This window comes from Staphylococcus argensis (assembly GCF_002902305.1).
GTDB classification, from domain to species: Bacteria; Bacillota; Bacilli; order Staphylococcales; family Staphylococcaceae; genus Staphylococcus; species Staphylococcus argensis.
On the sequence record NZ_PPPX01000001.1, the window covers coordinates 660,182 to 685,491 of the forward strand.

Below are 25,310 nucleotides of genomic sequence, written 5' to 3' on the forward strand. Positions count from 1 at the left end.
AACATTTGGTAGAGAAGAAAGGTAACGTTTCGTATCTGCTAGAGTCAGTGTTGCAGGTTTATTTGTGTGTTAAAAGATGAACAGGTTATCGCATGAAGGGCATATTAATCTTTGGAAAAAGTGTTACTGTGGGCGATATAATAGGTGCATGCTGTCGTGTAATGAGCAGTACGGTAGTGTAGTGGTTGTCCAAGCGAGAAGGACAAAGCTATACTTCCGTGCTTTTTATTTTACCTACAAAATGGTGTATAATGAGAGTTAAAATGACGCAGATACACGTCGATGGCTAGCGCATCAAAGTCAGCCGATCACAAGCTGAATCACTCGCCAGAAGAGGACGTGACAATGTCGTACGAAGAAGCGTTACGATGGAATAATTCGATGGAGGACAATAGTGATGAAGAATATATTGTTGGCTGTGACAGGAGGTATTGCAGCATATAAAGCAATCGATTTAACGAGTAAGTTGACTCAAGCAAATTATAACGTTCGAGTGATGCTTACAGATAATGCGCAAGAATTTGTACAACCTCTCGCATTTCAAGCAATCAGTCGTAATGTCGTTTACACGAATACATTTAAAGAAGAGAATCCTGAACAAATACAGCACGTGGCTTTAGGTGATTGGGCCGATGCCATCGTCATTGCACCAGCAACGGCAAATATCATTGCGAAATTGAGCGTGGGTATGGCAGACGATATGGTCACTTCTACCTTGCTCGCTACTGAAACGCCTAAGTTTATTGCACCTGCGATGAATGTGCATATGTACGAGAATGCGAGAACACAACATAATATTTCCATTCTTAAAGGGGACGGTTACGAGTTTATCGAGCCAGGTGATGGCTATCTGGCTTGTGGTTATGTCGCTAAAGGCCGCATGGAAGAGCCACTACAAATCGTGGCACGTTTGAATGAATATTTCAATTCATCATCTCAAGGTGCGACTTCTGAATCAACGACTCCGACTTCAAGCACCTTTAAAGGTCAACATGCATTGGTGACTGCGGGACCTACGATGGAAGAGTTAGATCCCGTACGTTATTTGTCCAACCGTTCTTCAGGTAAGATTGGCTACGCACTTGCCGAAACGTTAAGAGATAGAGGCGCACAAGTCACATTAGTTTCGGGTCCTACTTCTTTACCAGATCCAGAAGGTGTAGAGGTCATCCGTATTGAAAGTGCGCAAGAGATGTTTGAAGCGGTAAAGCAACGTTACGAGAACGTGGATATCGTCTTCAAAGCAGCGGCAGTCTCAGATTACACGCCGACAGAAATGTTGCCACATAAATTGAAGAAACAAGAAGGCGAACTGAGTGTGACGTTTAAGCGTACGCCAGACATTTTAAAATACTTGGGTGAACATAAATCGCACCAATATTTAGTCGGATTCGCGGCAGAAACACGTGATATTGAGCGTTATGCGCAAGACAAGTTAGAGCGCAAGAATGCGGACGTCATCATCGCGAACAACGTAGGGGATCGTTCAATTGGGTTCAGTTCAGACAACAATGACTATACGATGTACTTCAAAGATCAATCTTCAGTCGCTTTAGGTAAGAAGCCAAAGGTCGAGTTGGCTCAGCTCATTGTAGATGAATTAGAAACTAGGTGGAAATAAATGATTGCCAAAGTCATAGTAGATGTTCAATCTAAAAGCGTCGATTATAACTTTGATTATCTCGTTCCGGAACGGTTAGAGTCTGTCATTCAAGTAGGCATGCGTGTCATCGTGCCATTCGGTCCGAGAACAATCCAAGGTTATGTAATGGAATTAACCGACCATCCGGATGAGAACTTAGACCTCTCTAAGTTAAAGGAACTCAAGGAAATACAAGATATCCGACCCGAGTTAACACCTGAACTGATTCTATTAAGTGAGTGGTATGGTAAATACTTTGTAACGAAACGGATTTCAATGCTTGAGGTGATGCTGCCAGCAGCGTTGAAGGCGAAGTATACGAAAGTCTTCCATCTGAAAGATCTTAACGCGATACCTGAATCACTAGTGAGCAAGTTTGATAGCGCAGGTAATTATGAATATAAGGTTGCGCAGAAGAATGGTGATTTAAAGGCACTTTCAGACCTTTTACGAGAAGGGGTAGTAGAAGAACAAACGCTCCTATCTCAAAGTGTAGGTAAGAAGACGCAACGTGCCGTACGCATCGCTGACGAAACAGCAATTGATAGTGTATTGGCAGAGTTAGAGTCGAAAGAGAAGCAGTACGATTTATATGCATATTTGAGCGATGAACGTCATCGTGACGTCTCTTTGAAAGAATTACAAGAAATGGACTTCTCAATTTCATCCATCAATACTTTGACACGTAAAGGATTGATTGAGAAATATGATGCGGTGATTGAACGTGATCCGTTTGCGACACGTGTCTTTGAACAGGAGAAAAATCAAACGCTCACGGAAGATCAACAGCGCGCTTACGATGCGATTTGTGAAAGTATTGAAGAACGGCAACAACGCACGTTCTTGCTGCACGGCGTTACAGGCTCCGGTAAGACAGAGGTTTATCTACAGACGATTGAACGTGTATTGAACCATGATCGACAAGCGATGATGCTTGTGCCGGAGATTGCATTAACACCGCAAATGGTCTTGCGTTTTAAAAAGCGTTTCGGAGATGAAGTAGCGGTGCTTCACTCAGGCTTGTCGAAAGGTGAACGCTATGATGAATGGCAAAAGATTCGAGATGGTCGCGCTCGCGTCAGTGTGGGTGCACGCTCTAGTGTCTTTGCGCCATTTAAAGAGCTCGGTATGATAATTATCGATGAGGAGCATGAGTCGTCCTATAAACAAGAAGATTATCCGAGATATCATGCGCGTGATATCGCAGAGTGGCGCAGTCAATATCATCAGTGTCCGCTCGTTCTCGGCAGTGCGACGCCATGTCTAGAGTCCTATGCCCGCGCGGATAAAGGTGTGTATCAGTTGTTGAGCTTACCGAACCGTGTTAATGATCAATCAATGCCGCATATTGATATCGTCGACATGCGTGAAGAGTTGAGTTCAGGCAACCGTTCGATGTTCTCGAATCAGCTCAGAGAAGCGATTGAGACACGTTTAGCTAACAAAGAACAAATCGTCTTGTTCTTAAATCGACGCGGTTACGCTTCGTTTATGTTGTGTCGTGATTGTGGGCATGTGCCACAATGTCCAAACTGTGATATTTCATTAACGTACCACAAATCGACAGATCAGTTGAAATGTCACTATTGTGGCTATCAAGAAACACCGCCCGCACTGTGTCCAAACTGTGAAAGTGAGCACATACGGCAAGTCGGTACAGGAACACAACGTGTAGAAGAACTGCTTCAGCGAGAGTTTGAAGACGCTAATATTATTCGTATGGACGTTGATACGACGTCACGTAAAGGTGCACATGAGAAGTTGTTGAATGACTTTGGTGAAGGAAAAGGCGACATTCTACTTGGGACGCAAATGATTGCGAAAGGGCTAGACTTCCCTAATATTACCCTCGTAGGCGTGCTCAATGCCGATACGATGTTGAATTTACCTGATTTCCGCTCAAGCGAACGGACATATCAACTGTTAACGCAAGTAGCAGGTCGTGCCGGGCGTCATGAAAAAGAGGGGCAAGTGATTATTCAAACGTATAATCCAGAGCACTATGCGATTAAAGATGTGCAGAAGAATGATTATTTGGCATTTTACCGTCAAGAGATGGAATATCGTAAGATGGGTAAGTATCCACCGTATTTCTTCTTAATTAACTTTACGATTTCTCATCAAGAAATGAAAAAGGTGTTAGAGGCGTCTAAGCATATTCACCAAATCTTGTTGCAACACTTATCTGATAAAGCGTTGGTCCTCGGACCATCTCCGGCTGCACTAACGCGAATTAATAACGAATATCGCTTCCAAATTCTGATTAAATATAAAAGTGAGCCGGATTTATATCAAGCGTTGCAGTATCTCGATGACTATTATCATGAACAATATATGAAAGAGAAACTTGCATTGAAGATTGATATTGCGCCACAAATGATGATGTAGCGGTAGAGACGAGATTATTTGAAATTAAATAAGACACTTACAAAGGGTAGAATTTCTGCTCATTTTGTAAGTGTCTTTCTTTGTTGATTACGTTCTTTCGCTATGAATGCGATTCAGTAGATATTGATAGTAGTTGACTCTAACTTCGGAATCTTCAGCGTAGAAGAATTGTTGACCTGGGTAAGTATTCACTTCAAATAAGCCGATTTCTCCTTGTGGGTTTACACCCAAATCAATCCCTAGTGCATCAAGTTCATAATCATAGAAACGTTCAAAGCGTTCCGGAAAGCTTACACAGAGTTGTTCAAGTCGACGTTTAATATCTTTCCAGTTATCGCCGAAGTTTGCTTTCAGAAACGACACGATAGGTGAGATACCACCGCCTTGGCTGATATTAGAAGTGATATGGCGACCCAGTCCGATGCGTGGATAAATCTTAACCTTTTGCCATTGGCCTTTCTCGTTTTTACGCACATGGAGGCGAATATCGAATGGATGACCTTCTTTCGTCATAGATTCGAAAAATGGCTGACAAATATAGTTAGGTTTTAAAAATTTGTCGTTAATAAGTGGTAATAAGTCCTCTTCGCTAAGCGTTGTGGAAGTCGTATCATCAGCTAAAGTGATCTTATCGTCATCTCGTTCAATCACATAAATATTTCTTCCTTGATTGCTAAACACAGGTTTAAGCAAGACTTTCTGATAGCGTGTTAAAAAGTCTAAAATATCCTCTGGCTTTTTAATTAAACGATAAGGAATGAGTACATCGTTAAAGTTATTGCTTTGCGATAATAGTTTAAAGACTTTATTCTTACCACCTAGCGTATGCGTCGTCATTACCGATACAGTTTGAAGTGAATCATAAATATTTTTATTTACGGCTTTCATAGGTTCATTATCCACGACATCTGGGTACCCGATGATACCGCGTCTCCATTGACCATTTTCGAGAAAAAGACCATTAATTTGTTGATGAGTAGTATCGACATCCTCTGGGGTGAAATAGAAAAAGACAATGTCGTTAAAGTGGCACATATAGGCTATAGTACGTGCTAATATTCCAGGTTGTTTGATTGAACGTAACATTCCAACTGTTTTCAATTGAGTAACTCCTTTTCAATATTATAGAAGCAAGGTTCAAGTGAGGGGAGATTGCTCCATGTTTGCTTCATAAGTTTGTAATAGAAAATATGGATTTTGAAACAAGAGATAATTTATTCAATTCTACTTGTCCGACATTTAATATTATACAACAAAACTATAAAAAAGCGCGTGCTTAATTGTCATTTCACTAAATGGATAGTCTTTTAATTATAAGTAGAAATATTTAGCATTGAGATTTCGCAAAACCGCTCGTTTTTTAGGTTTCTAATATTAAATAAATTTATTATATGAGACTGGGACATTAATGCGAATTAACTTTTTAGATAAATCAAAAGCAAGCTTAAACTAAATTTTTGAGTAAATTTTCAATATGAACTCGAGACGCTTGATGGAACTAGACCACAAAGAAAATCCATTCTTCGAGCTCTTAGAGCGAAAAGAATTAGTTGAGTGTGGTCCCATAAGCAAGCGAGAGTTATAACATTGAAAATTAATAAATTTTAATTTTGTCCCAGGCTCCTTTACTAAAACTCGCAAAGCGTTTTCATACTATCGCAATTTGTTACTTTTTAAGTTATAATAACTTAATGAATTTTTATAAGGAGACGTCTATATGTCGATAAAGCAACTCGTACCATCTACCCATCCCATACTAAATCATCCCACTTCACCAGTTACGCAATTCGATCACCAATTAGAAACGCTATTAACTGATTTAGAAGATACACTTTACGCAGAAGAAGCAACAGCGATTTGTGCACCACAAATGGGTATCGATCAACAGGTGGCAATTATTGATATGGGGCCTGACGGGTTACTACAATTAATTAATCCTTATATTATTTCGCATTCAGATGAAACAGCGACGGAGCTAGAAGGTTCTATTAGTTTAGAGGGGGTCTATGGGACAGTTACGAGAAGTCGCATGATTGTGGTTCAAGCACAAGACCGTCATGGGCGAGAGGTAGAGTTGACGGCATATGATGATATTGCACGCATGATTTTGCATATGTATGACCATTTTCAAGGCGTTTGGTTTACACATAAAATGGAACAACGTATTTCTGAAGATGAATTGGAGGCGTATTTAGACGATGAGTAAGATAATCTTTATGGGAACCCCAGACTTTTCAACTAAAGTATTAGAAATGTTAATTGCTGAACATGATGTGATTGCAGTGGTGACACAACCAGATCGTCCAGTAGGTAGAAAGCGCAAGATGACACCGCCACCGGTAAAACGTGTAGCACAAGAGGCTGGCATTCAAGTCTATCAACCAGAAAAACTCGCTGATTCAGAAGAGCTTGAGGACTTACTTCAACTCGAAGCAGATCTTATCGTTACAGCTGCGTTTGGTCAATTGTTGCCAGAATCGCTATTAGAAGCGCCTCGTTTAGGTGCAATTAACGTACATGCTTCACTCTTACCAAAATACCGTGGAGGCGCGCCGATTCATCAAGCGATTATTGATGGTGAAAGTGAAACAGGCGTAACCATTATGTATATGGTGAAAAAGTTAGATGCTGGTAATATCATTTCTCAGAAAGCAATTGAGATTGAAGATCAAGATAACGTGGGCTCGCTCCATGATAAGTTGAGTTTCTTAGGCGCAGAGTTATTGCATGACACGTTACCAGACATTATTAATGAAACGAACGAGAGCATCCCGCAAGATGACTCAAAAGCGTCTTTCGCTTCTAACATCTCACGTGAAGATGAACGAGTGAATTGGGAAGCGTCTGCACGCGATATATTCAATCACATCCGCGGTCTTTCACCATGGCCCGTCGCTTATACAACGATGGACGATACGAATATGAAATTGTTCGCAGCTCGCATTGAAGCAGATAAAGATGGAGATCCTGGCGAAATTATTGAGACAACGAAGAAAGCGATGATCGTTGGTACAGGGTCTAGTGATGCGATTGCGTTGACTGAGATTCAACTCGCTGGTAAGAAACGTATGCCTGTCGCCAACTATCTTAGTGGTGTGCAAGAATCTCTCGTAGGTAAGGTGCTGGTATGACGACAGAGACGCATGCACGAACGCTCGCCTTTGAAACGTTAGAGATGGTGATTAAAGATCACGCCTATAGCAATCTTGCGCTCAATCAAACACTCCAGCACAATGACTTGTCTCAAGCTGACAAAGGATTGATTACAGAAATCGTCTATGGTACTTTGAAACGTCAATATACTTTAGATTATATGCTCAAGCCTTTTATTCAAACCAAACTGAAACGTTGGGTACGCATATTATTGTGGATGAGTTTGTACCAGTATCGCTATCTTGATCGCATCCCAACACACGCTGTGATAAACGAAGCAGTAACGATTGCGAAGAAACGTGGAGGATCGCATCAAGGTAAGATTGTCAATGGAATCTTGCGTCAAATCACGCGTTCAGAACTACCTGATCCAATGGAGATTCAGGATCCCAAACGACGTCTTAGCATAAGCTACAGTTTGCCGATGTGGCTCATTAAACATTGGATCACGCATCATGGCTTCGAAGAGACCGAGCGTATTGCGCAGTCCATGTTAGAGAATGTCGCGCAAACGGTACGAGTAAATACGTCGAAGATTTCAACCTCAGAAGCGGTACAACGATTAGAAGAGGAAGGGTTCACAGTTGAAGAGGATGCGCATCTCGATGTGTGTCTACATGTGAGCGACGGAGTGATTGCGAACTCTGATAGTTTCCGCGAGGGCTTGATTTCTATCCAAGATAAAAGTTCGATGTTCGTCGCAACCTATCTCGACCCACAAATTGGTGACCATATCCTTGATGCGTGTAGTGCGCCAGGAGGTAAAGCATGTCATATAGGCGAGTTACTACGCGGCACGGGGCAGGTTACTGCAACAGACATTCATCAACATAAGATTGCGCTGATTCAAGAGAATATCGATAAATTAGGTTTAACACACGTTAAGGCAATGCAACACGATGCGACCACACCTTATCATGAGATGTATGATAGAATTTTAGTAGATGCGCCGTGCAGTGGACTCGGGGTCTTGCGTCATAAACCTGAGATCAAATACACGCAATCCTGGGAGGACATTCATCAACTCGTTGATCTACAGCTAGAGATATTAGAAAATGTGAAACATCAATTGAAACCAGGTGGTACCCTCGTTTACTCCACATGTACGATTGAACAGCTTGAAAATGAGAACGTGATTTATACATTTTTAAAACAAAATAGTGATTTCGAATTTGAACCTATTGAACATCCGATTACACATGAACGTGTCAAGACACTTCAAATATTGCCTCAAGACTTTAATTCAGATGGCTTCTTTATAACTCGAATTAAAAGAAAGGATAAATAATACTATGATTACTGAAAAAAAGAAGAAAAAGAATAAGTTTCTTCCTGATTTCGACAAGCAATCGATTTATTCATTAAGATTTGATGAATTGCAAGATTGGTTAGTAGAGCATGGTCAACAAAAGTTCCGTGCGCAACAAATCTATCAATGGCTCTATGAAAAGCGTGTCGATAGCTTTGATGAGATGTCTAACTTATCTAAGTCATTACGTGAGCTACTTGAAGAACACTTTGCGATTACGACGTTATCTACGGTTGTAAAGCAGGAAAGTAGAGATGGAACGATCAAATTCCTCTTCCAACTTCAAGATGGTTATACTATTGAAACAGTACTAATGCGTCACGATTACGGTAATTCGGTTTGTGTGACGACACAAGTAGGCTGTCGTATCGGCTGTACTTTCTGTGCATCATCTATTGGTGGGCTCAACCGTAACCTAGAAGCAGGTGAAATTGTGGCTCAAGTCTTAACCGTACAGAAAGCCTTAGATGCGACTGATGAACGGGTTTCTCAAATCGTTATCATGGGTATTGGTGAACCATTTGAGAACTATGATGAAATGATGGATTTCTTACGCATCGTGAATCATGATCGCAGTTTAAATATTGGTGCACGTCACATCACTGTTTCGACATCAGGAATCATTCCTCGTATTTATGACTTTGCCGAGGAAGATATTCAAATCAACTTTGCGGTCAGTCTGCATGGTGCGAATAATGAAATTCGCTCTCGTTTAATGCCGATTAACCGAGCGTATGATGTGGATAAACTTATGGATGCGATCGATTACTATCAAGAACAAACGAATCGACGTGTTACTTTTGAATACGGCTTGTTTGGTGGTGTGAATGATCAACTTGAACATGCGCGTGAACTCGCTGCTTTAATTAAACACCTCAACTGTCACGTTAACTTGATTCCAGTCAACCACGTTCCGGAACGTAACTATGTGCGAACACCGAAAGAAGACATTTTTAAATTTGAAAAAGAATTGAAACGTTTAGGCATCAATGCGACGATTCGTCGTGAACAAGGATCAGATATTGATGCAGCCTGTGGCCAGTTAAGAGCGAAAGAACGTCAAGTAGAAACGAGGTAGGTAACATGCTTAATGCTGAACTATTCACTGATGCAGGATCATATCGTGAGAAGAACGAAGACGCTGGCGGAGTCTTCTACAATAAGACAGAACAACAGTTGTTAGTGATTTGTGATGGTATGGGTGGCCATCAAGCAGGTGAGATCGCAAGTCAATATGTCACAGAAGCCTTACAATCACGTTTCGAGGAGGAGAACTTTATCGAGCCTGAACGTGCGGAACGTTGGTTAAATACGACCTTGAAGAGTGTGAATCGCGATTTATATGACTATGCTGAAAGTCATGCGTCATATCATGGTATGGGCACGACATGTGTTTGTGCAATGGTCTTTGATAATCACGTCGTCGTGGCGAATATCGGAGACTCACGTGCCTATTTGGTTAACTCACGTGAGGTCAATCAGCTCACGAGTGATCACTCTTTCGTGAACCATCTCGTGATGATTGGTCAAATTACAGAGGAAGAGGCATTTAACCATCCGCAACGCAATATCATTACTAAAGTGATGGGTACAGATCGTCGTGTAGCACCTGATTTGTTTGTTAGAAAGACAAACTTCTACGACTATCTCTTATTATGCACAGACGGTTTAACAGATTACGTGCGTGATCATGAAATTCAAGCTCAGTTAGCAGAACAGGGCGATTTACAGACACAAGGTCATGCACTACTTCAACTAGCAGAAGATAAAGCGTCGAAAGACAATGTGAGTGTCGTCCTCGCAGAAATCGAGGGTGATAAGGTATGATCGGTCAAGTGATTAGTGACCGTTATCGTGTAGTACGTAAACTTGGTGGCGGCGGGATGAGTACGGTCTATTTAGCTGAAGATACGATTCTTCAGCGCCAAGTTGCAGTTAAAGCGGTAACGGTACCTTCAGGAGAAAAAGATGCGACACTTCAACGTTTTAACAGAGAAGTACACAACTTAACGCAACTTTCGCATGAGAATATCGTCAATGTCTATGATGTGACTGAAGACGATTATGACCATTTTTTTATCGTCATGGAATACATCAACGGGCCAACGCTGAATGAGTATATTGAACAGCATCAACCTCTAGACGTTGAAACTGCGATTAACTTTACAGAACAGATTATCAATGGAATTGAACATGCCCATGAGCACCGTATCGTTCATCGTGATGTGAAGCCGCAGAACGTGCTCGTCTGTGAAGACTATACGTTGAAAGTGTTGGACTTTGGCATTGCGAAAGCGCTAAGTGAAACGACGATGACGCATACGAATAGTGTACTTGGAACGGTACAGTATCTTTCACCCGAACAAGCACGTGGTGAGAATACAGATAAGACGACTGATGTCTATTCAATAGGTATTGTGCTCTACGAACTCTTAATGGGTGAACCACCATTCAAAGGTGAGACGGCAATTAGTGTCGCGATTCAACATATTCAATCTGCCATTCCGAATATAACTGAGACGCGTCAAGATGTGCCGCAAGCATTGAGTAATGTAGTCTTGAAAGCGACAGAGAAAGATCGTCATGACCGTTATCAAGATGTTTCTGAGATGCGTTCAGATTTACAGACGGCACTGGATTCCGATCATCAAGACGATGCAGTTTATCATACAGATAACACGCAAACTAAGACGGTACCGTTAAATACGGGATACGTGAATGAAACGCTGAGTCAGCAAACGACACAAATTCCTAATACTTCTCAAGCGAGCCAAGGTAGTGATGCAGTTAACCATCAACAATTTCAAAGTGATGAAGGACAGTTTCACGCAGTACCAACTAAGAAACGTTCGAAGAAGAAGAAATTTTTCCTTGGCTTTATCTTTTTACTACTCGTAGTGGCATTAGTGTCATTCGCAGGCTGGGGCATGTTTGGTAAGAAATACTCCGAAGCACCTGATGTGAGTGGCCATACGATGACAGAGGCGAAACAGCTTTTAAAAAAACATAAACTGAAAGTCGGAAAGGTCGATCACGCCTACAGTGACAAGTATGATGAAGATAAAGTTATCAGCTCGTCGCCGAAGATTGGCAGCCGTGTGAAACAAGGTTCGAAAGTGAATTTAACTGTGTCGAAAGGGCCTGAGATGGCAGAGATGCCCAACTTATACAATATGAGCAAAGCGTCGGCTGTAGAGACGTTGAATAAATTAGGTATTACGCATATCGACTTTGACACGGCATATACGAAATCTAACGTACCTAAAGGACATATTGAGTCACAAAGTGTGGAACCTGGTAAAAAGATAAAAATTCATAACACAGAAATTAAATTGACGGAATCTCTGGGCTACAAGCAAGTTAAAGTCGGCGATTACGAAGGTAAAAGTGTTGCAGAAGCGACCGAAGCACTTGAAGAAAAAGGATTTAACGTGGCTGTGAGTAAACGCTACAGTAAAAAAGTTGAGAAAGACCATGTCATTAGTCAAACACCTAAAAATAAAAAAGTGAATGAAGGCTCAACGGTTACGCTCGTGGCATCGTTAGGTGAACAACCGAAGTCTAAAGATGAAGATGACGAGGATCAAGATGATCAAGACGACCAAGACGATGAGAAGAAGGATAAAGACAAAGATAAAGGTGACGGAGATGACGCACGCGATAAACGTGACAAAGCGCAATCTTCAGATTCAGATGCTCATCACAGCACAACCAAAGAATATGAAGCGAAAGAAGAGGTACCTTACTCTGGAAAAAAGGGCAAAAGCCAAAAGGTTCAAATCTTTCGACGAGACCAGAATAGTGGTGGCAACACACCTTATCAAACGTATTTAATAACGAGTGATCAAGAGGTCGTCATTCCGCTCGAAATTCAACAAGGACGAGATGCAGGCTATACGATTCGAGTTGATGGTCGCATCGTTGCAGATAAAGATATTGACTATGATGATATAGATTAAAGTGAATAGTTAAAATTAAAGCATGGATGATGCATTTATCATGGGATTGCATAACGAAGGCAGTGCATCAGTCCAAGTTCAAGCATATTTGAAGCGCTTTTGGCTTATACATTTCTAAATAAGAGTGGAACTGGGTAAATGAATTCGATGTCAGTTCCACTCTTATTTTAATAGCTGAAGTGAAGCGGTGGAGTGAATGAACAGCTAGTCAAGTCATGAACGAATAGTTATAAAGTTGATCTAACCTTTGATATAATGAGATAAAGTATGAGAAGCGGGGTGTCATAGTGAAGACGGGACGCATAGTGAAATTAGTAAGTGGCGTGTACCAAGTTGATGTTGATGGTGCGCTCTACAATACCAAGCCAAGAGGGTTATTCAGGAAAAAGAAGTTCTCTCCTATCGTTGGGGATGTGGTTGATTTCGAAGTAGAGAATGAGTCTGAAGGTTACATCTATCATGTCCATGAACGGTCAAACCAGCTGAAACGCCCACCAGTGAGTAATATCGACCACTTGGTCATCGTGATGAGTGCCAAAGCACCAGATTTCTCTTCACAACTGCTAGATCGCTTTCTCGTTATTGCCCATTCATATGCGCTATCGCCAAGTATAGTAGTGACAAAGAAAGATTTACTTACTGATAAAGCGTCTCAGGATTTAAACGAACGCTTAGAAGTCTATCGTGAATTAGGTTATGACGTAGAAGTCGTAGGTCGTGACGATGCAGTCGAGCAGTTATTTACAAATTGGTCTGAAGGTTTAGTGGTCTTAAGCGGCCAATCTGGCGTCGGTAAATCTACGCTGTTAAATAAATTCCATCCTGAGTTGTCTCTAGAAACTCAAGATATCTCTAAAGCATTAAATCGCGGTCGTCATACGACACGTCACATTGAATTATTTAAATTTGAAAAGGGCTATGTAGCCGATACCCCCGGCTTTAGCGCCTTAGACTTTGACCACATTGATAAGACAGAACTTAAAGATTATTTCGTAGAGATTGAAGATTATGGTACAGCTTGCAAGTTTCGTGATTGTATGCACATGAAAGAGCCGAAATGTCACGTTAAAGCCCAAGTAGAAGTGGGTGCTATACGTGAGTTTAGGTATCAACATTACGTACAACTTTACGAAGAACTTGCGAATAGAAAGGAAAGATACTGAATGGCTCAACTATTCCCCTCATTATTAGCTGCGGACTTTCTCCACTTAGATCAGGAGTTGTGCGCATTAGAAGACGCTGGTGTAGACGGTGTACACTTTGATGTGATGGACGGACAATTTGTTCCGAATATTTCTGTAGGACTACCTGTCTTGAATGCCGTACGTCGCGGTACGAATTTACCGATTGATGTTCACTTAATGATTGAAGATCCAGGTGTTTATGTTCAGCACTTTATTGATTATGGTGCAGACATGATATCAGTTCATGTCGAAGCAACGCCCCATATCCATAGTGTGATTCAGAAGATTAAAGATGGGGGCGCGAAAGCGGGCGTCGTCATTAATCCAGGTACACCTGTGAGTATGATTGAACCGATATTAGCGTTTGTGGATTATGTACTCGTGATGACAGTCAATCCTGGCTTTGGAGGACAAGTCTTTATTGAACGTTGTTTAGATAAAGTACGTACGCTCGCACAGTTTAAAGCAACGCAGCAATTAGACTTTGATATCGAGGTAGATGGAGGTATAAATGCAGACACAGTAACCCAAGCTTTAGATGCTGGTGCAACAATGCTCGTAACAGGCTCTTATTTCTTCCATCAACCTGATTATCGTCAAGCAACACAGCAGCTGAAAGGTTGATTGAATGCGTATAAATTTATTATGTAGTCGTAGAAATTTACCAGAGAACCTTTTTCAAGAGCGAGAATCAGAACGATGGGCGGGCATCGATAGAGGTGCCTTGATCTTACTTGAAGAGGATATCAAACCGTGCATGGCCATTGGTGACTTTGATTCGGTTAGTGAACAAGAACGAGATTATTTGGAATCGCATCTCGTACTCAACCCACATAAATCTGAGAAAGATGATACTGATTTAGCATTAGGTGTCATGCAGGCGGTTGAAGAAGGTTATACAGAAATCGATATTTATGGTGCGACAGGCGGCAGATTGGATCACTTTATGGGTGTATTGCAAATTCTGGAGAAGCCTGAGTATGAAGTTAAAAATATAACCATTCGAGTGAAAGATGCGACAAATATAATCACTTATTTAGGTCGTGGTGAGCATAAAGTTGATAGAGATTCAGAATATCAGTACATTTCTTTCTTACCTGTGATGTATCCAACTGTTATTTCACTAGAACACTTTAAATATCCTTTGAATCATGAGCAATTGAATGTCGGGAGTACCCTAACGGTGTCGAATGAACTATTAGAACCTGAAGGACAAGTGACTTTACATTATGGTGGCGTCTTGATGATTCGTAGTCGAGATGCGAAGTGAAGAGGTACAGATGTGTGATTGTGGCATGAAGTAGCAACTCGTGAGGCTGCCGAATGAAGCGTAGATTATGCGTGAGAAGTAATTGATGATATAAAGAAAAAACTTGACTTCCCACATAGAAGTCAAGTTTTCTTGTGCATTATATTTATTAAACTCTAGTAACTTTACCAGATTTTAAAGCACGAGCTGAAACCCAAACTTTTTTAGGTTTACCGTCAACTAAAATTCTAACTTTTTGTAAGTTAGCGTTCCATCTACGTTTAGTAGAGTTTAAAGCGTGTGAACGTTTGTTACCAGTTGAAGCTTTACGGCCTGTTACGTAACATTGTTTAGCCATGCGTGTACCTCCTTTAATAAATATAAATACACTAAACTACTATATACCATTTGAATTTACCATAATTTTCTAGATGAGGCAATCAAATTACACATTTAAGTAACAAATTTTATTTCGGCGGATATAACTTTTATGTTATAATTCCATATTGTGGAGAAGTATAAGAAAATAATTATATATAGATTACTCTAGCTCTGTGTTCAATTCAAACAGGCAACACAGGGCCTCCAAGACATTTTATTCAAATGATTAGAAATTAAAATTAAAACGATAAATGAAGAGCAATCGTTATCAACATATAATAGAAGTATTGTAGAACGTGAATGTGACATCTTAATATACATAGAATTCACGTTGAGAAGACGAGTAGGAGGATACAAGTAAATGGTAAGGAATATCGATGGTAAATTATTTGCGAAGATGATTGAACAGGGAGCGCAAAATTTATCAAACAATGTTAACTTAATCGACTCATTAAACGTCTATCCAGTTCCTGATGGTGATACTGGAACTAATATGAACTTAACTATGACATCTGGGAATGAGGCTGTCTCTAACCAAGCGTCTTCTCACATTGGGCAAGTAGGACAAGTCTTCGCGAAAGGTTTACTCATGGGCGCTCGTGGAAATTCAGGAGTGATCCTCTCCCAAATCTTTCGTGGGTTCTGTCAACATATTGAGCAAGATGCTGAAATTGATGTGCCACAACTTGCTAAGGCGTTACAAGCAAGTGTGGAAACAGCATATCAAGCTATCGTGAAGCCAGTGGAAGGTACGATTCTGACAGTTGCTAAAGACACTGCGGAGAAAGCGATGTCAGTAGCGGATAATCATGAGGAGATGGAATCTTTCTTCCAAACTATCATTGAAGCCGCGAATCAATCATTAGAGAATACGCCTAATCTACTGCCGGTCTTGAAAGAAGTCGGCGTTGTTGATAGTGGAGGTAAAGGCTTAGTTACTGTGTTAGAAGGTTTCTTAGCTGGCCTCAAAGGTGAAACGATTGAAGCAAGTACTTCGAATACAGCTGAGAATGTTGCAGAGGTTGATCTTGAAACAGAAGCACATGACTTTCATGGCGTTATGAATACTGAGGATATTCAATACGGCTATTGTACAGAAGTTATGGCACGCTTTAACGACGCTGGTAAAGCATTCGATGAACAGCAATTTAGAGAAGATATGAGCACGTTCGGTAACTCATTGCTCGTGATTAACGATGATGAGATTGTCAAAGTTCACGTGCATACTGAAAAGCCTGGCGATGTCTTTAATTATGTACAACAATATGGTGAACTCATTAAGTTGAAAGTTGAAAATATGCGCGAACAACATCGCGAAGTCGTGCGAAAAGAACAAAGTCAACAAGGTAATCAAGACGATATTGCGCAAGTAGAAACTGCAATCATCGCGATTTCAATGGGTGAGGGTATCTCTGAACTCTTCAAATCAATGGGTGCGACACACATTATTAGCGGTGGTCAAACGATGAATCCATCTACTGAAGACATCGTGAAAGTAATTGAACAATCAGGTTGTCAACGCGCGATGATTCTTCCAAATAATAAGAACATCATCTTAGCAAGTGAACAAGCTGCTGATATGGTTCAAGCTGAGACAGTAGTTATTCCTACACGTTCAGTTCCTCAAGGTATCACAGCGTTATTTAATTTAGATCATGACGCCGAACTATCTGAGAATAAAGAAACAATGATGGAAGCGTTGGAAGCAGTCATGTCTGGTGCAGTGACGACGGCAGTTCGAGATACCCAAGTCGATGGTGTGACGATTAAGGAACACGATTATATTGGTTTGATGAATGATAAAATTGTGACGAGCGATGCACAACTTACTGAAACATTACGTGGCTTGATGCAACAGATGGTCACTGAGGATAGCGAAATTATTACATTAATATCCGGTGAAGATGCGAATGTGGAAGATACAGAAGCATTGATTGAATGGCTTGAAGCGCAATATCCTGAAGTTGAAATTGATGAACATGAAGGGCAGCAGCCAGTTTATCCGTATTTATTTGCGGTAGAATAACATTGAAAATGAGATTGCTTTAAATTGATTCAGCAGTCTTTGATTTCAATTGCGTAAGATATTAATTCCATTATCCATTAAAAATTAAAAATCAAAGACATCAGTAACGAGGATATGACTTGGATTAACGTCCACTGTCATTATCCTCGTTTTTAGTTTAAAGAAGAATTAACTATACTATTATTTATTGCTATCACACAACGAATTTTAATGTTTTAAAATACCTCTATACCAGTATTTATAGCGTCTTAAAAACTTTCTTATTGCTAGAACACCTGCTATAATAAACGGGCATAACAATGAATGAAAGCGTTTTTATGAATGATGAAAAATAATTTAGTCAATGATATGAAATCGAATATGAATATTAAGATGAAGTTATAATATTTTGCGACTTACTCACTTTTCTGTATCAGAAACAGTAATCGATGAATAAAGACAACGATAGGAGACAACCATGAAGTTTAAAAGTGTATTTGATATTATCGGACCCACTATGGTAGGGCCTTCCTCTTCGCATACAGCTGGAGCCGTCCGCATCGGTCTAGTAGCTAGAGGTTTATTCGCTGAGACGCCTGACCAAGTTGATATTTACCTCTATGGCTCATTTATGGAAACCTACAAAGGTCATGGAACCGACGTAGCTTTAGTTGGTGGGTTGTTAGGTTACGATACAGACGATGACCGTTTGCCAACAAGTATTCAAACAGCTGAAGCAATGGGAATGCGTATTAATTTTATCGAAATGAAAGAAGAACGTTCTCACCCCAATACGACGATTCTGCACATGCGTAAAGGACAGAAAGATATTTCTGTAGAAGGAATTTCAATCGGTGGCGGTAATATTGAAATTGTAGCGATTAATGGCTTTAAGATTACTTTGAGTGGGAATTACCCAGCCCTGCTCGTCTTCCACCAAGATACCTTTGGAACGATTGGTAAAGTTGCCAATATATTGGGTGAGCACAGTATTAATGTCGGAAGCATGCAGGTGTCTCGTAAGGAGAAAGGGGATCAAGCATTGATGACATGTGAGCTAGATGACGCAATCGATGATGAGATTCTTACGCAAATACGAGAAGTTGAAGGTGTCGTCACTGTGTCACTGATGGGGAATGATTAACAGGGGGAGAATGATGTTTAAGAGTATCAAAGAATTACTAGCAATTTGTGAAGCTGAATCACTTGCAATTCATGAAGTGATGATGCGTCAAGAGATGTCAGTGACAGGACTTACTGAGGAAGATGTTTATGCTCGTATGGATAAGAATTTACAGACGATGGAGCATGCTTTAGAGCAAGGCTTGACTGGTGGCGGAGTGGTTTCGACGACAGGACTTACTGGCGGAGATGCACTGCTACTACAACGTTACATCAACTCGGGCGCCTCTCTAGCAGGAGAGACAATGCTTGATGTGGTAAGTCGAGCGATGGCGACAAACGAAGTGAATGCCGCTATGGGTAAAATTTGTGCCACACCTACTGCAGGCTCAGCCGGCGTAGTGCCTGGCGTCCTTTTTGGTTTACGCTCCAAACTCAATCCTTCACGGAGAGATATGCTTAACTTTCTGTTGACAGCCGGTGCCTTTGGATTTGTAGTTGCTAATAATGCGTCTATTTCAGGAGCAGCAGGTGGTTGTCAAGCTGAAGTGGGTTCTGCAGCAGCGATGGCAGCTGCGGCCACTGTAGAACTTGCCGGTGGTTCGCCGCAACAATCAGCTGAAGCCTTTGCAATTTGTTTGAAAAATATGCTAGGTTTAGTGTGTGATCCAGTCGCTGGCTTAGTAGAGGTACCATGTGTGAAACGTAATGCAGCAGGGTCTTCCAATGCAGTCGTTTCAGCAGATATGGCGTTAGCCGGAATTCAATCTCGCATTCCAACAGACGAGGTCATTGAAGCAATGTTTCGTATTGGACAAACGATGCCGTCAGCCTTGCGTGAAACAGGACGAGGTGGCTTAGCAGGTACGCCAACAGGTCAGCGCTTAAAACAACAAATATTTGGTGATTAATATGTCGAAAGTCCATTTAATTGAGAGTCCTTTTCCGCTATCATCAGTCAAAGGTTTAGGGCCTAAGCGTTTAGCAGTGCTCAATGAGTTAAACATTCAAACGATTGAAGATTTAGTCTTATATTTTCCAGTAAGATATGAAGATAATACCGTAGTAGATTTAAATCAAGCTGAAGATCAATCCGTCGTGACAGTGGTGGGAGAAGTGTATTCGACGCCTACTGTCGCTTTTTTTGGACGTAATAAATCTAAGCTGACCGTCCATTTACTCGTCAATAATATCGCTGTGAAAGCAATCTTTTTTAACCAACCTTACTTGAAAAAGAAAATTCAACTCAATGATCTTGTGACGATTAAAGGTAAATGGAATCGTCGTAAACAAGAAATCAATGGTAATCGCATGTATTTCAGTGCTGAGGAACAAGGTGAAACGCACCTCGAGCCAGTTTATCGTATTAAAGAAGGGATTAAACAGAAACCGTTAAGAGATATGATACGTCAAGTGCTTGATGAGGTGACGATTGAAGAGTGGCTTTCGGAAGATTTGCGCAACAAATACAAACTTGAGCCGCTTGCCGATACGATACGCACGCTGCACTACGCGCCTGATAAGACTGAGTTACTACGCGCGCGTCGGACTTACGCTTTCACTGAACTCTTTATGTTTGAACTCCGTATGCAGTGGCTGAATCGTTTAGAGAAGACCTCAGACGAGGCCATTGAAATCGATTATGATATTGAGCGAGTGAAAGCATTTATCGCAAGTTTGCCGTTCGAACTCACCGATGCACAGAAGCAAAGTGTAAACGAAATATTTAGAGATTTGAAATCGCCTATTCGCATGCATCGTTTACTTCAAGGAGATGTCGGTTCTGGTAAAACGGTTGTGGCTGCAATATGTATGTACGCGCTTAAAACAGCGGGGTATCAATCTGCGTTAATGGTACCGACTGAAATACTCGCCGAGCAACATGCTGAAAGTTTAAGTGAGCTATTTGGAGATACGATGAATATCGCTTTACTTACAGGTTCTGTCAAAGGAAAGAAACGTGCACTCTTGCTCGAACAATTGGAAGCAGGCGAAATTGATTGTGTCATCGGTACTCACGCTTTAATTCAAGATGATGTCATTTTTAACAATGTCGGTTTAGTGATAACAGATGAGCAACATCGTTTCGGTGTAAATCAACGGCAGCTCTTACGTGAAAAAGGTGCAATGACCAACGTTTTATTTATGACAGCAACGCCAATTCCGCGAACATTAGCCATTTCTGTATTCGGAGAAATGGATGTTTCTTCAATTAAACAATTGCCGAAAGGTCGCAAGCCGATCATCACTTCATGGGCGAAACATGAAGCGTACGAAGAGGTCTTAACTCAAATGACGAGTGAGTTGCGTAAAGGACGGCAAACCTACGTTATTTGCCCGTTAATTGAAAGCTCTGAGCATTTAGAAGATGTGCAGAATGTTGTTGAACTCTATGGAGCCATGCAGGCATATTATGGCGAATCGCGTGTCGGTCTATTACACGGGAAGATGACGTCAGAAGAGAAAGATGATGTTATGCAACGTTTTAGTGATCATGACATTGATATTCTCGTGTCCACAACTGTTGTCGAAGTAGGGGTTAACGTACCGAATGCAACATTTATGATGATTTATGATGCTGATCGCTTTGGCTTATCCACGCTCCACCAGTTACGTGGCCGTGTAGGCCGCAGTGAGCATCAAAGTTACTGTGTACTCATTGCTTCACCTAAGACTGAGACTGGAATTGAACGTATGAATATTATGACTGAGACCAATGACGGCTTTGAATTGAGTGAAAGAGACCTTGAGATGCGTGGTCCTGGTGACTTCTTTGGAGTGAAACAAAGTGGTTTGCCTGACTTCTTAGTAGCTAACGTGGTGGAGGATTATAAAATGTTAGAAGTGGCACGTGATGAAGCGGGTGAATTGATTCAATCTGGTCAGTTCTTTACTGATGAATATGCCACTTTACGTTCTTTTATTGAAGATAATCTACTTTATACGAGCTTCGATTGATATTCAGATTAAGGAAGGAATGAGCGATGTGTGCCGGTGATGAGGTTCATTACTCATTCCTTTATTTTATTACTTTATTTGTTGAGTAAACTATTTAGAAAGTGTTATGATATGTGAGGAATGTTATGACTAGGTACTAAAAATCTTTGAAGGGTGACGTAGAATGGCTAAGTTGAAAAAAGAAATACGACGTCAAGCGATTCGTGAAGCAATTGATAAGAACCCTTTTATTACCGACCACGAACTTAGTACCCAGTTTAACGTAAGTATTCAAACAGTGCGTTTAGACCGCACGCATTTGAATATCCCAGAATTACGTAAACGAATTCAACAAGTGGCAGAGAAGAACCACGCCCGTATCCGTTCGATTGAAGGAAATGAGATTATCGGGAATGTCATCGATGTGACACCTGACGAACGTGCAACATCTGTTATACACATTAACGAAGAATCTGTCTTCTCACGCAATCAAATTGCGCGTGGACACGTGGTCTTTGCACAAGCCAATTCACTTTGCGTAGCATTGATACATAAACCTGTAGTGTTGACCCAATCAAGTGAAGTTCAATTTATCAAGCCGGTCAAACTACATGACACAGTTAAAGCAGAAGCTCAAATGATAGAGATTAAAGATAATTATTATATAATAAAGGTAAAATCATACGTCCGCGAAGACCTCGTATTTACAGGTACTTTCAAAATGTATTACACAAGTGAGGATGAACGAAATGGTTAAGATAGCAATTGATATGATGGGTGGCGACGATGCACCCCAAATTGTGCTAGATGCAGTACAACAAGCAATCAAAGATTTCCAAGATCTTGAAATTATTCTGTTTGGTGACGAGAAACAATACACACTCAATCATGAACGAATTGAGTTTCGTCATTGTACTGAAGAAATCGCTATGGATGACGAGCCAGTTCGTGCGATTAAACGTAAGAAAGATAGTTCAATGGTTCGCATGGCTGAAGCAGTGAAACATGGCGAAGCGGCAGGTTGCGTCTCTGCAGGTAATACCGGCGCGCTCATGTCATCAGGATTATTTATTGTAGGCCGTATCAAAGGTGTAGCAAGACCTGCGTTGGTAGTCACGCTACCGACAATCTCAGGTAAAGGTTTCGTGTTTATGGATGTAGGTGCAAATGCGGATGCGAAAGCAGAACACCTATTACAATATGCACAACTTGGTCACATTTACGCTCAGAAATTTAGAGGGGTTCACAATCCTTCGATCGGTTTATTAAACATCGGTACTGAAGCGGCTAAAGGAAATTCATTAACGAAGAATGCTTACAATTTAATGAAAGAGCAAGACGACATTAACTTCAAAGGTAACGTCGAGGCTAAAGGCTTGATGGAAGATGTAGCGGATGTTGTTGTCACAGATGGTTACACAGGTAACATGATTTTGAAGAACTTAGAAGGCACTGCTAAGTCCATTGGTAAAATGTTTAAAGAGACACTGCTTAGTAATTTTAAAAATAAAATCGCAGGGCTGCTCATTAAGAAAGATTTGAAGGCAGTTCAAACGAAAATGGACTACGCTGAATACGGTGGTTCAGTACTACTAGGCCTAGACGGCATCGTAGTCAAAGCACACGGAAGTTCAAGTGCGAAAGCATTCTATTCAGCAATACGACAAGCTAAGATTGCAGCAGAAGAGAAGATTGTAGAAACTATGAGAGAAACGGTGGGTGAATAATCATGGGTAAGACAGCAATTATCTTCCCTGGTCAAGGGTCACAGAAAGTCGGAATGGCTCAAGATCTTTATGAGCACGATGCTCAAGCCACAGATGTGCTCAATACTGCGCAAGATGCGTTAGACTTTGATTTATTAGAAACGATGTTCACTGATAAAGAGGGTAAGTTAAATCAAACTGAGAACACGCAACCTGCATTAGTGACACACAGTATGGCGCTATATCGTGCGCTTAACAACATCGATGCGGATTACACGATGGGGCATAGCTTAGGTGAATATGCCAGCCTTGTCGCAAGCGGCGTACTCTCATTCGAAGATGCAGTGAAGATTGTACGCAAGCGTGGTCAGCTTATGGCAGACGCCTTTCCAAATGGAGTAGGTGGTATGGCTGCTGTGCTCGGTTTGGACTATGATAAAGTCGACGAAATTTGCCGTTCATTATCTACAGATGATGAAATTATTGAACCAGCCAACATCAATTCTCCAGGACAAATCGTCGTATCTGGGCACAAGACATTGATCGATAAACTTGCACAGGAAGGTAAATCACTCGGTGCAAAACGTGTCATGCCTCTACCTGTTTCTGGGCCGTTCCACTCATCAATGATGCAAGTCATCGAGCAAGATTTCGCCGATTACATCGATCAATTTGAATGGCATGATGCAGCGTTCCCTGTCGTTCAGAATGTGAACGCACAAGGTGAAACAGATGCTGAAACGATTAAACAGAATATGATTAAACAATTGTATTCACCGGTTCAATTTATTAAATCGACAGAACAGTTGATTGAAGACGGTGTAGATCATTTTATCGAAATTGGTCCAGGTAGAGTACTTTCAGGTTTGATTAAAAAGATTAATCGCGATGTGAAATTAACTTCTATTCAAACTTTAGAAGATGTGAAAGGATGGAATGAAGATGAGTAAGAACGTATTAGTTACAGGTGCTTCACGCGGCATCGGACGCAGCATTGCTTTACAATTTGCAGAAGAAGGCTATAACGTTGCAGTCAACTATGCAGGTAACAAAGATAAAGCTGAAGCAGTTGTCGAAGAGATTAAAGGCAAAGGTGTAGAGAGCTTCGCGATTCAAGCTAACGTCGCAAATGGCGATGAAGTCAAAGCGATGATTAAGGAAGTAGTGAGCACTTTCGGTTCAATTGATGTCCTTGTGAACAATGCAGGTATCACACGTGACAACTTACTCATGCGTATGAAAGAACAAGAGTGGGACGATGTCATTGATACGAACCTCAAAGGTGTCTTCAATTGTATCCAAAAAGTAACACCACAAATGTTGAGACAAAAAAGTGGTTCAATCATCAACTTATCAAGCGTGGTAGGTTCTGTTGGTAACCCAGGACAAGCCAATTACGTTGCTACGAAAGCAGGTGTAGTTGGTTTAACGAAATCAACTGCGCGTGAGCTAGCTTCACGTAATATCACAGTGAACGCTGTAGCGCCAGGTTTCATCGTGTCAGATATGACTGATGCATTAAGTGATGATTTGAAAGACAAAATGTTAGACCAAATTCCGCTTAAACGCTTTGGTAAAGACCAAGATATTGCAGACACTGTCACATTCTTAGCTTCTGATAAAGCGAAATATATTACTGGCCAAACGATTCATGTTAACGGCGGTATGTACATGTAATTTCCCTGTCCAGGGGTAATTTGAAGTGAGATGAAACAGTTTGAAATCCAAGAAAGCTTGAAATGCTTATTTAATCTTATGAGATGAGCGTTTCATTGACGCCATGAAATTTCACTTGTATTTCACTTCATAAAATGGGAAAATAATAAGGTCTATATGTTGACTTTAAAAGGAGGTGACTCGACGTGGAAAACTTCGATAAAGTAAAAGACATCATCGTTGACCGTTTAGGTGTTGATGCTGATAAAGTAACTGAAGATGCATCTTTCAAAGATGATTTAGGCGCTGACTCACTTGACATTGCTGAATTAGTAATGGAATTAGAAGACGAATTTGGTACTGAAATTCCAGACGAAGAAGCAGAAAAAATCAACACTGTTGGTGATGCTGTTAAATACATTAACAGCCTTGAAAAATAATATATGTAAATCTGAGTCGTTGAATGCATCGACTCAGATTTTTTATGCGCAATAAAAGCGAGTATGCTAGGTAAATATTTAGTAAATCTTTATCTCCCCACTTTAGTTTTACTAGTAATTCACGTAGAATTAACAGTGTATGTAAAGAAAGAGAAGGAGGCGTCAAACTATTGTCGACA

The 25,310-nt window shown here is 40.9% G+C and carries 22 protein-coding genes; 20 read left to right on the forward strand and 2 right to left on the reverse strand.

Annotated elements, in window-relative coordinates; all coding sequences use genetic code 11:
- Positions 1 to 397: 397 nt before the first annotated feature.
- Positions 398 to 1,621: a bifunctional phosphopantothenoylcysteine decarboxylase/phosphopantothenate--cysteine ligase CoaBC gene (gene coaBC, locus CD039_RS03295; protein ID WP_103371110.1), complete on the forward strand. Its 1,224-nt coding sequence runs from the start codon at positions 398 to 400 to the stop codon at positions 1,619 to 1,621.
- Positions 1,622 to 4,030: a primosomal protein N' gene (gene priA, locus CD039_RS03300; RefSeq protein ID WP_103371111.1), complete on the forward strand. Its 2,409-nt coding sequence runs from the start codon at positions 1,622 to 1,624 to the stop codon at positions 4,028 to 4,030.
- Between the two features lie 87 nt (positions 4,031 to 4,117).
- On the opposite strand, the gene CD039_RS03305 is transcribed toward priA, so the two are convergent.
- Complete coding sequence (locus CD039_RS03305) at positions 4,118 to 5,131, reverse strand: YheC/YheD family protein (RefSeq protein WP_103371112.1); 1,014 nt, start codon at positions 5,129 to 5,131, stop codon at positions 4,118 to 4,120.
- 616 nt (positions 5,132 to 5,747) lie between these two features.
- On the opposite strand from CD039_RS03305, the gene CD039_RS03310 reads away from it, so the two are divergent.
- The 9 genes from CD039_RS03310 to CD039_RS03350 all read left to right on the forward strand — a co-directional run bounded on the left by CD039_RS03310 (position 5,748) and on the right by CD039_RS03350 (position 14,905).
- Positions 5,748 to 6,236, forward strand: coding sequence for a peptide deformylase (locus CD039_RS03310; RefSeq protein ID WP_103371113.1), 489 nt, complete (start codon positions 5,748 to 5,750; stop codon positions 6,234 to 6,236).
- Positions 6,229 to 7,161, forward strand: coding sequence for a methionyl-tRNA formyltransferase (fmt, locus tag CD039_RS03315; RefSeq protein WP_103371114.1), 933 nt, complete (start codon positions 6,229 to 6,231; stop codon positions 7,159 to 7,161). Before CD039_RS03310 ends, fmt begins: the two co-directional genes overlap by 8 nt.
- Positions 7,158 to 8,471, forward strand: coding sequence for a 16S rRNA (cytosine(967)-C(5))-methyltransferase RsmB (rsmB, locus tag CD039_RS03320; protein WP_103371115.1), 1,314 nt, complete (start codon positions 7,158 to 7,160; stop codon positions 8,469 to 8,471). Before fmt ends, rsmB begins: the two co-directional genes overlap by 4 nt.
- Before the next feature lie 4 nt (positions 8,472 to 8,475).
- Positions 8,476 to 9,570: a dual-specificity RNA methyltransferase RlmN gene (gene rlmN, locus CD039_RS03325; protein WP_103371116.1), complete on the forward strand. Its 1,095-nt coding sequence runs from the start codon at positions 8,476 to 8,478 to the stop codon at positions 9,568 to 9,570.
- 5 nt (positions 9,571 to 9,575) lie between these two features.
- A complete protein-coding gene (locus CD039_RS03330) occupies positions 9,576 to 10,319 on the forward strand; it encodes a Stp1/IreP family PP2C-type Ser/Thr phosphatase (RefSeq protein ID WP_103371117.1) in 744 nt (247 codons plus the stop codon).
- Positions 10,316 to 12,451 carry a Stk1 family PASTA domain-containing Ser/Thr kinase gene (pknB, locus tag CD039_RS03335; RefSeq protein WP_103371118.1) on the forward strand — a complete coding sequence of 712 codons (2,136 nt, stop codon included), beginning with the start codon at positions 10,316 to 10,318 and terminating at the stop codon, positions 12,449 to 12,451. Before CD039_RS03330 ends, pknB begins: the two co-directional genes overlap by 4 nt.
- Before the next feature lie 287 nt (positions 12,452 to 12,738).
- A complete protein-coding gene (rsgA, locus tag CD039_RS03340; RefSeq protein ID WP_103371119.1) occupies positions 12,739 to 13,614 on the forward strand; it encodes a ribosome small subunit-dependent GTPase A in 876 nt (291 codons plus the stop codon).
- Positions 13,615 to 14,259 carry a ribulose-phosphate 3-epimerase gene (rpe, locus tag CD039_RS03345; RefSeq protein ID WP_103371120.1) on the forward strand — a complete coding sequence of 215 codons (645 nt, stop codon included), beginning with the start codon at positions 13,615 to 13,617 and terminating at the stop codon, positions 14,257 to 14,259.
- Positions 14,260 to 14,263: 4 nt separating this feature from the next.
- Positions 14,264 to 14,905 carry a thiamine diphosphokinase gene (locus CD039_RS03350; RefSeq protein ID WP_103371121.1) on the forward strand — a complete coding sequence of 214 codons (642 nt, stop codon included), beginning with the start codon at positions 14,264 to 14,266 and terminating at the stop codon, positions 14,903 to 14,905.
- A gap of 148 nt (positions 14,906 to 15,053) precedes the next feature.
- On the opposite strand, the gene rpmB is transcribed toward CD039_RS03350, so the two are convergent.
- Complete coding sequence (gene rpmB, locus CD039_RS03355) at positions 15,054 to 15,242, reverse strand: 50S ribosomal protein L28 (RefSeq protein WP_002472115.1); 189 nt, start codon at positions 15,240 to 15,242, stop codon at positions 15,054 to 15,056.
- A 384-nt stretch (positions 15,243 to 15,626) separates the two neighbouring features.
- Here rpmB and fakA point away from each other — a divergent pair, with 384 nt between their 5' ends.
- The 9 genes from fakA (at position 15,627) to CD039_RS03400 (ending at position 25,131) form a co-directional block, all read left to right on the forward strand.
- Positions 15,627 to 17,291, forward strand: a complete 1,665-nt coding sequence (gene fakA, locus CD039_RS03360; protein WP_103371122.1) for a fatty acid kinase catalytic subunit FakA — start codon at positions 15,627 to 15,629, stop codon at positions 17,289 to 17,291.
- A 457-nt stretch (positions 17,292 to 17,748) separates the two neighbouring features.
- Positions 17,749 to 18,414, forward strand: a complete 666-nt coding sequence (gene sdaAB / locus CD039_RS03365) for an L-serine ammonia-lyase, iron-sulfur-dependent subunit beta (protein ID WP_103371123.1) — start codon at positions 17,749 to 17,751, stop codon at positions 18,412 to 18,414.
- Positions 18,415 to 18,427: 13 nt separating this feature from the next.
- Positions 18,428 to 19,303: an L-serine ammonia-lyase, iron-sulfur-dependent, subunit alpha gene (gene sdaAA / locus CD039_RS03370; protein WP_103371124.1), complete on the forward strand. Its 876-nt coding sequence runs from the start codon at positions 18,428 to 18,430 to the stop codon at positions 19,301 to 19,303.
- 1 nt (position 19,304) lies between these two features.
- On the forward strand, positions 19,305 to 21,350 hold the full coding sequence (recG, locus tag CD039_RS03375) for an ATP-dependent DNA helicase RecG (protein ID WP_103371125.1): 2,046 nt from the start codon (positions 19,305 to 19,307) through the stop codon (positions 21,348 to 21,350).
- 163 nt (positions 21,351 to 21,513) lie between these two features.
- The gene (gene fapR, locus CD039_RS03380) at positions 21,514 to 22,086 is read left to right on the forward strand and encodes a transcription factor FapR (RefSeq protein WP_002472118.1); all 573 of its coding nucleotides are present in this window, start codon (positions 21,514 to 21,516) and stop codon (positions 22,084 to 22,086) included.
- The gene (plsX, locus tag CD039_RS03385) at positions 22,079 to 23,056 is read left to right on the forward strand and encodes a phosphate acyltransferase PlsX (RefSeq protein ID WP_002472116.1); all 978 of its coding nucleotides are present in this window, start codon (positions 22,079 to 22,081) and stop codon (positions 23,054 to 23,056) included. The genes fapR and plsX overlap by 8 nt, the downstream gene beginning before the upstream one ends.
- Positions 23,057 to 23,058: 2 nt before the next feature.
- Positions 23,059 to 23,985: an ACP S-malonyltransferase gene (gene fabD, locus CD039_RS03390; protein ID WP_103371126.1), complete on the forward strand. Its 927-nt coding sequence runs from the start codon at positions 23,059 to 23,061 to the stop codon at positions 23,983 to 23,985.
- A complete protein-coding gene (gene fabG / locus CD039_RS03395; RefSeq protein WP_103371127.1) occupies positions 23,978 to 24,712 on the forward strand; it encodes a 3-oxoacyl-[acyl-carrier-protein] reductase in 735 nt (244 codons plus the stop codon). Before fabD ends, fabG begins: the two co-directional genes overlap by 8 nt.
- 185 nt (positions 24,713 to 24,897) lie before the next feature.
- Positions 24,898 to 25,131: an acyl carrier protein gene (locus CD039_RS03400; RefSeq protein WP_001830184.1), complete on the forward strand. Its 234-nt coding sequence runs from the start codon at positions 24,898 to 24,900 to the stop codon at positions 25,129 to 25,131.
- The last annotated feature ends 179 nt before the right edge of the window (positions 25,132 to 25,310 follow it).

Bases quoted from the DNA above. Each gene is read 5' to 3' on its own strand.
- sdaAA (WP_103371124.1), top strand. From the start codon at position 18,428: ATGTTTAAGAGTATCAAAGAATTACTAGCAATTTGTGAAGCTGAATCA.
- pknB (WP_103371118.1), top strand. From the start codon at position 10,316: ATGATCGGTCAAGTGATTAGTGACCGTTATCGTGTAGTACGTAAACTT.
- sdaAB (WP_103371123.1), top strand. From the start codon at position 17,749: ATGAAGTTTAAAAGTGTATTTGATATTATCGGACCCACTATGGTAGGG.
- fapR (WP_002472118.1), top strand. From the start codon at position 21,514: ATGGCTAAGTTGAAAAAAGAAATACGACGTCAAGCGATTCGTGAAGCA.
- rlmN (WP_103371116.1), top strand. From the start codon at position 8,476: ATGATTACTGAAAAAAAGAAGAAAAAGAATAAGTTTCTTCCTGATTTC.
- rpmB (WP_002472115.1), bottom strand. From the start codon at position 15,242: ATGGCTAAACAATGTTACGTAACAGGCCGTAAAGCTTCAACTGGTAAC.
- fabG (WP_103371127.1), top strand. From the start codon at position 23,978: ATGAGTAAGAACGTATTAGTTACAGGTGCTTCACGCGGCATCGGACGC.
- fabD (WP_103371126.1), top strand. From the start codon at position 23,059: ATGGGTAAGACAGCAATTATCTTCCCTGGTCAAGGGTCACAGAAAGTC.
- plsX (WP_002472116.1), top strand. From the start codon at position 22,079: ATGGTTAAGATAGCAATTGATATGATGGGTGGCGACGATGCACCCCAA.
- fmt (WP_103371114.1), top strand. From the start codon at position 6,229: ATGAGTAAGATAATCTTTATGGGAACCCCAGACTTTTCAACTAAAGTA.
- rsmB (WP_103371115.1), top strand. From the start codon at position 7,158: ATGACGACAGAGACGCATGCACGAACGCTCGCCTTTGAAACGTTAGAG.
- fakA (WP_103371122.1), top strand. From the start codon at position 15,627: ATGGTAAGGAATATCGATGGTAAATTATTTGCGAAGATGATTGAACAG.
- CD039_RS03330 (WP_103371117.1), top strand. From the start codon at position 9,576: ATGCTTAATGCTGAACTATTCACTGATGCAGGATCATATCGTGAGAAG.
- priA (WP_103371111.1), top strand. From the start codon at position 1,622: ATGATTGCCAAAGTCATAGTAGATGTTCAATCTAAAAGCGTCGATTAT.
- rpe (WP_103371120.1), top strand. From the start codon at position 13,615: ATGGCTCAACTATTCCCCTCATTATTAGCTGCGGACTTTCTCCACTTA.
- recG (WP_103371125.1), top strand. From the start codon at position 19,305: ATGTCGAAAGTCCATTTAATTGAGAGTCCTTTTCCGCTATCATCAGTC.
- coaBC (WP_103371110.1), top strand. From the start codon at position 398: ATGAAGAATATATTGTTGGCTGTGACAGGAGGTATTGCAGCATATAAA.
- CD039_RS03310 (WP_103371113.1), top strand. From the start codon at position 5,748: ATGTCGATAAAGCAACTCGTACCATCTACCCATCCCATACTAAATCAT.
- CD039_RS03350 (WP_103371121.1), top strand. From the start codon at position 14,264: ATGCGTATAAATTTATTATGTAGTCGTAGAAATTTACCAGAGAACCTT.